At 38.5% G+C, this 7214-nt stretch carries 6 protein-coding genes; all 6 read left to right on the top strand.

Annotated features, from left to right (window positions below; genetic code table 11):
- Positions 1–1701, top strand: a 1701-nt coding sequence (locus WBM70_RS07365) for a biotin/lipoyl-containing protein (RefSeq protein ID WP_424557854.1), incomplete at its 5' end; no start/stop codon positions are given.
- Positions 1702–1703: 2 nt separating this feature from the next.
- The gene (locus tag WBM70_RS07370; protein WP_424557855.1) at positions 1704–3029 is read left to right on the top strand and encodes a sodium ion-translocating decarboxylase subunit beta; all 1326 of its coding nucleotides are present in this window, start codon (positions 1704–1706) and stop codon (positions 3027–3029) included.
- A gap of 110 nt (positions 3030–3139) precedes the next feature.
- A complete protein-coding gene (gene pckA / locus WBM70_RS07375; protein WP_424557856.1) occupies positions 3140–4729 on the top strand; it encodes a phosphoenolpyruvate carboxykinase (ATP) in 1590 nt (529 codons plus the stop codon).
- A gap of 108 nt (positions 4730–4837) precedes the next feature.
- Complete coding sequence (locus tag WBM70_RS07380; protein WP_424557857.1) at positions 4838–5026, top strand: YgaP family membrane protein; 189 nt, start codon at positions 4838–4840, stop codon at positions 5024–5026.
- 100 nt (positions 5027–5126) lie between these two features.
- Positions 5127–6488, top strand: coding sequence for a magnesium transporter (gene mgtE, locus WBM70_RS07385; protein ID WP_424557859.1), 1362 nt, complete (start codon positions 5127–5129; stop codon positions 6486–6488).
- A gap of 16 nt (positions 6489–6504) precedes the next feature.
- Positions 6505–7214 (top strand): CNNM domain-containing protein (locus WBM70_RS07390; protein WP_424557858.1); only part of this gene is annotated, 710 nt, incomplete at its 3' end.

Consider the following 7214-nt stretch of genomic DNA (forward strand, 5'->3'; position numbering starts at 1 on the left):
GCAGTAGAAGCAGCGAAGAAAGCAGGTATTAATCACTTTGAATTTGGTGGTGGAGCAAGATTTCAATCACTTTTCTTTTATTTACAGGAAAATGCATTTGAGATGATGGACGGTTTTAGAGAGATCGTTGGACCAGATGCCAACCTTCAACTACTTTCACGTGGTATTAACACAGTAATGCTTGATACAGGTAGCCGTGAGATGATTGAACTTTTTGCAAAAATGTTTAAAAAGCATGGAACAACAACTGTGCGTAACTTTGATGCATTAAACGATGTGAATAATCTTGCTTTTTCAGCTGAAATGATCAAGAAGCATGGTCTTGATCACGAAGTAGTAGTAACAATGATGGATCTTCCTCCAGGATGTAAAGGAGCACATGATGTTGCTTTTTATGAAAAAACACTTAGAAACATTTTAGACTCTGGGGTCTCTTATGACAGCGTTTGTTTTAAAGATGCATCAGGAACAGCAAACCCTCACAAAGTATATGAAACGATCGCAATGGCTAGAAAACTTCTTGGTGACTCTGTCCACTTAAGACTTCATACACATGAAACAGCAGGTGTTTCTGTAGCATCTTACCTTGCAGCACTGGATGCAGGAGCAAATGGTATCGATATGGCAGCAGCACCGGTAAGTGGTGGTACAAGTCAACCAGATATCCTTACTATGCTTCATGCAACAAAAGGAACGGACTATAACCTTGGTGATTTGCAGCTTGATAAGATCCTCAAATATGAAGAGAGACTTAAAGAGTGTCTTGCAGACTATATGATCCCACCTGAAGCAACTCAAGTATCACCACTTATTCCATTTTCACCAATGCCTGGTGGGGCATTGACAGCCAATACTCAGATGATGAGAGACTCAGGTGATCTTGACAAATTTGATGAAGTGATCGGTGCAATGAAAGAAGTAGTTGAACGTGGTGGTTATGGTACATCTGTAACACCGGTAAGTCAATTCTACTGGCAACAGGCATATGCAAACGTAATGTTCGGTCCTTGGAAGCAGATAGCGCCAGGATACGGTCGTATGGTACTTGGTTACTTTGGTAAAACACCAGTAAAAGCAGATGAAGAGATCATCAAGCTTGCATCTGAGAAATTGAAGTTAGAACCAACAACAGAAAATCCTTTAGATATCGCTGATAGAGATGAAACCAAATCTATAGCACATTGGACAAAAGTACTTGAAGATGAAGGTCTTGAAACAACAGATGAAAACATCTTTATTGCAGGTGCATGTGATCAAAAAGGTATTGCGTTCCTAAAGGGTGAAGGTCCTCTTATGGTAAGAAAAGGTGAAGAAAATAATTGTAGCGGAGATAAAGAAATGGCAGGAAATTATACAGTAGTAGTAGACGGAAAGCAATATAGTGTACAAGTAGCAGAGGGTGAAGGTGATATTCAAATTGCACCGGCGGCTCAAGTAAATGCTGTAGCAGAAGCAGCAGCACCTGCAGCTATAGCTGGGGGAGCGGGAAGTGTAGAGATACATTCACAAACTCCAGGTAATGTATGGAAAATCGTTAAAAATCCAGGTGATACTGTAGCAGAGGGTGATGTGATCATGATCCTTGAAGCAATGAAAATGGAAATTGATATTCCTGCACCTAAAGCAGGTAAAATTGCTACCATTAATGTCAATGTTAATGATTCAGTCGCAGACGCACAACTTCTAGCCACAATGGAGTAAGCATGAAGCTCAAACATCTTTTACTTTCGATGATGTTTGCTGTTACAGCACTCACATCATCAGTGCAAGCCAGTGTGCATCCCGCACCTGCTGCACCTGCACAAGAAGAACAAGTATATGAAGCTAAATCTATTACGCAACTTCTTGGAAGCTTTTTTGAAACTACAGGTCTCAATGCAATGGTAAACCCGCAAGAGGGTGTAAAGAATGGTCATGGTGAAGAGATGAGTTTCTTCGCTCAAAGTTGGGGTAAACTTATTATGTTTATCATCATCTTTATTCTTTTCTATTTAGCGATTGGCAAAGGATTTGAACCACTCCTTCTTATCCCTATTGCTTTTGGTGGACTTCTGGCCAATATTCCTATTGCCAATATGACAGGTCCTGAGGGTATGTTAGGTATTATCTACAATATGGGTATTGCTAATGAATTCTTCCCTCTACTGATATTCATGGGTGTCGGGGCGATGACAGACTTTGGACCGCTTCTTTCTAACCCTAAGACAGCACTTCTAGGTGGTGCTGCACAGTTTGGTATCTTTGGTTCATTGGTTGGTGCAGCAGCACTTTCTCAGTATACTGGAATGGTAGACTTTACACTTAAACAATCTGCGGCGATCAGTATTATCGGTGGGGCGGATGGTCCTACTTCTATCTTTATCGCTTCAGCATTGGCACCAGAACTACTTGGGGCAATTGCGGTTGCTGCATACTCATATATGGCGTTGGTTCCTGTGATCCAACCACCTATCATGAGAGCATTGACTACTAAAGAAGAGCGTCAAATTGTTATGAAGCCATCTAGAAAGGTAAATAGACTGGAAAAACTTATTTTCCCACTGATCGTGATCATGATGATTGCACTTATCTTGCCAGATGCTGCACCGCTTGTAGGATCATTTGCACTAGGTAACTTTGCAAAAGAGTCAGGTGTCGTAGACAGACTTTCTAATGAGATGCAAAATTCATTGATTAATATTGTTACGATCTTCCTTGGTCTTGGTGTTGGTTCTAAACTGGCGTCAGATTCATTTTTAGTAGCGGAGACAATGGGTATTATGATCATTGGTCTTGTTGCATTTGCTGCTGGTACAGCTGCAGGTGTGATCATGGCTAAGATCATGAACAAGTTCTCTAAAGAACCTATCAATCCACTTATTGGTGCAGCAGGGGTTTCTGCTGTACCAATGGCAGCAAGAGTTGTAAGTAAAGTTGGTTCTGAAGAAAAACCGGGTAATATTCTGCTTATGCATGCTATGGGTCCAAACGTGGCTGGTGTTATCGGTTCTGCAGTTGCGGCAGGTGTTCTACTTTCTATCTTTAAGTAAAGTAGATCTCCGTATTATGCTTCCTCATTAGAGGGAGTATAAGTTAGAAAATATATTATTTTCTAACTTATGCTTTAGCATTATAAAATAAATGTACAAAAGAGGATACAATGAGTACCAAAACGCCCAACGGACTTGACAAACTGGGATTGAAAGATATCGGAGATATCTACTATAATTTAAGTTATGATGAGTTGCAAGCGCACGAAGTAAACAGAGGAGAGTGTGAAATCTCTACATCAGGTACGGCAATGTGTGATACAGGTATCTTTACAGGACGTAGCCCTAAAGACAAATATTTTGTTGACCAGGCACCTTCAAATGAGCATATTGCTTGGGGGGATGTCAATGCCAAGATAGATAAAGAGATCTATGATGAGCTTCTTGATCTTACATTAACTCAACTTTCGGGTAAAAACATCTATGTAACAGATGTATATGCCGGAGCAAGTGCTGCAAGTAAGCGTTCTGTCCGTTTTGTCACTGAGGTAGCATGGCAGGCACACTTTGTAAAGAATATGTTTATTCGTCCAACGGAGTCTGAACTTGAAAGATTTGTTCCAGACTTTACTGTATATAATGCATGTAAAACAGTAGATGAAAAGTACAAAGAACACGGGTTGAATTCTGATGTTTTTGTTGTCTTTAATATAGAAGATAATGTTGGTATCATCGGTGGAACCTGGTATGGTGGTGAGATGAAAAAAGGTATCTTCTCTATGATGAACTACTGGTTGCCACTTGAAGGTAAACTCTCTATGCACTGTTCTGCCAATGTAGGTGAAGAGGATGATGTTTGTCTTTTCTTTGGACTTTCAGGAACAGGTAAGACGACTCTTTCTACAGACCCGAAAAGAGCACTTATCGGTGATGATGAACATGGTTGGGATAATCATGGAGTCTTTAACTTTGAAGGTGGATGTTACGCAAAAGTGATCAATCTTGATGAGAAATCTGAGCCGGAGATCTATGGTGCTATCATCAAAGATGCACTTTTGGAAAATGTGGTTGCAGCCGAAAACGGTGAAGTTGACTACACGGATGGCTCTAAAACTGAGAACACACGTGTCTCTTACCCTATAGAACACATTGTAAACCATAAGAAAGATCTACAAGCAGGTCACCCAAATAACATCATCTTCCTTTCAGCAGATGCATTTGGTGTATTACCTCCAGTAAGTAAATTGACCAAAGAGCAGGCAATGTACTACTTCCTTAGTGGATATACGGCTAAAGTAGCGGGAACAGAGAGAGGTATTACTGAACCTGTAGCTACATTTTCTGCATGTTTTGGTGAAGCATTTTTACCACTACATCCAACTGTATATGCTAAACTTCTTGGTGAAAAAATTGATCAGCATAATGTAAATGTTTATCTTGTGAACACTGGTTGGACAGGTGGTGCTTATGGTGTTGGTAAACGTATGAGTATTAAAAATACACGTGCTTGTATCACTGGAATTCTTGATGGTTCTATTAAGGAGTGCGAATTTGATACAACAAACACTTTTGGCCTTAAGATCCCTAAAACATTAAATGGTGTTGATACAGCTGTTCTAAATCCAAGTGTGGCTTGGAAAGACAGAGCAGAGTATGAAAAAACACGTGACAAATTGGCAGAGATGTTTATTGAAAACTTTAAACGTTACAATGATGAAAGTAGTGAATTTGACTACTCAGCTGCTGGTCCAAAACTTTAATTCAAATCTTTTTATCAAATCACTCTTACATTAAATAAGAGTGATTATCTCTTCTTTAATCAATATTTCTGTATAGTTATACTAATAAAAATTATTAAAGGAAATAATATGGATATAAATAAATGGAGAGCAACCTGTAGACCTATCAGAATTGTTGTAGGGTTAGCACTAATTGGTTATGGAGTATACTCAGGAAACGCATGGTTCTACCTTGGAGTGATCCCACTTATCGCAGGACTCGTAAACTTTTGTCCAGCATGTATTATCACTAAAAAGTGTGATACACAAGAAAAATAAAGCAAATGAGGATTTTCCTCAATTGCTTACCTCCTCATTTTGACTTTATAGGTTGATACTCTTTTATTAATTCAACGATTCTACTATTTAATAAAGTATAATTTCACAACACATCTTTTTAAAGGAACGGGCTATGGATAAACTCACACAATATTTAAATGAAAATCCCCATAATGAACTACACCCTTCAGAAATAGCCAATCTTCTTAAAGATCTAAATGAAAAAAGTTTTAATGAAGCAGTACAATCGATACCTAAAGAGCTTATTGCTGATGTAGCCTTAGAACTTCCGGATAGATATTTTGAAGATGTTGTTGAGTCTTTTACAACAAAAGAAATTGCAGATTCAGTTGCGGAACTGGAAAGTGATGATCAAACAGACTTTATGCAAGAGCTTGAAGAGGTTGATCAAGGTAGAGCCAAAGCTGTATTTAACCAGCTGGACGAAGATGACCAAGCTGATATCTTAAAACTTAAACAGTATGACGAAGATGAAGCGGGTGCTTATATGCAAGTAGAAGTATATACGGCTAATTTACATCATACTGTACATGATGTGATCAGAGAATTTGCGCAATTAAGAAGAAACGATGAACTTGAAAATGTGAACTATCTTTTTGTGACAGACGAAGAAAAGAATTTGCACTATGGTATAGGCCTGGACCATCTTCTTGTGTTTAATTTTGATAAGACACTAGAAGAGAATCTTGAAGAAAATCCTGAAAAGTATAAGCCTATAGTAGGATATGACCATGATGATATTTCTGATATTGTACAGAAGTTTCAAGAGTATGACCTTGCATCAATGCCTATTATTGATGAGAATGGAAGATTACTTGGGCGTATCACTTCAGATGATATTTATGACATTATTAATGAGCAGGCAACAGATCAAATGTATCATTTGGCAGGGGTGAATGATGATGCAGAGGAAGATGAAGATATATTTAAAGCAGGTAAAGCTCGTGCAGTATGGTTGGGAGTTAATCTTATCACAGCGATCATTGCCTCTTTGGTGATCGGTCTTTTTGAAGAGACACTTCAAACGGTAGTTGCTTTAGCTATTTTGATGCCTATTGTAGCCTCTATGGGGGGTAATGCAGGGACACAAAGTCTTACGGTTGTTGTACGTCAGCTGGCTCTTGGTGATATTGCCAAACATGATGCATTTCGTACGATAAAAAAAGAAGTCATACTCTCCCTGGCAAATGGTTTTATTTTTGCTATAATCATGGGTATAATAGCCTCATTATGGTTTGATAAAGGGATGCTAGGCATAGTTATTGCACTCTCTATGATTATTAATTTACTGAGTGCAGGTCTCTTTGGTGCAATGGTTCCACTGGTGTTGAAAAAAATGGAAGTTGATCCGGCTATCGGAAGTACCGTGGTACTGACCACTGTGACTGATGTTGTAGGTTTCTTTTCTTTCTTAGGTCTAGCGACCCTAATATTATTATAAAGGTAAAATTACTTAAATGGATTTGTTAATTCTTTATTTCTTTTTGGCTGTTTTTATATCATTCATCTGTTCGATACTTGAATCGGTTCTACTTTCTGTGAATATGGCATATATTTCAGTGCTTGAAAAAGAACGTCCAAGAGCTGGAGCGCTTCTCAAAGCGCAGAAAATCGGTATCAATAAATCGTTAGCTTCTATTTTGATACTCAATACAATCGCCAATACACTTGGTGCAGCAGCGGTAGGTGCACAAGCAGAGATTCTCTATGGTGCAGGAGCTGTCTTTTATATTTCTATTATCTTAACCTTTGCGATCTTATTTCTATCTGAGATCATTCCTAAAACGATTGGGGCAGTATATTGGAAATCATTAGCACCGACAGCTGCATATGTAATACGTTTTTTTGTCTGGATAACATTCCCTATCATAATACTCACGCTCTTTGTGACAAATCGTATTAAAAAGTCAGACGATAGTATCAGTTTGACGAAAGAAGAGCTGATTGAGAGTACACTATTGAGTGAAGATGAAGGTGTACTTGGGGAGAAAGAATCAGATGTTATTGAGAATATTCTTCTGCTCGATAAAATAAGAACCAAAGAGATCTTAACTCCTAGAACGGTGGTCTTTGCTTTAGATGCAAGTAGAAGTATCAAAGATATTATAGAAAATGAACCGGCGATATTTAAATTTTCGAGAGTCCCTGTCTATGACGACAGTATGGA

It is taken from the genome of Sulfurovum sp., assembly GCF_049668085.1.
In the GTDB taxonomy this organism is placed as follows: domain Bacteria; phylum Campylobacterota; class Campylobacteria; order Campylobacterales; family Sulfurovaceae; genus Sulfurovum.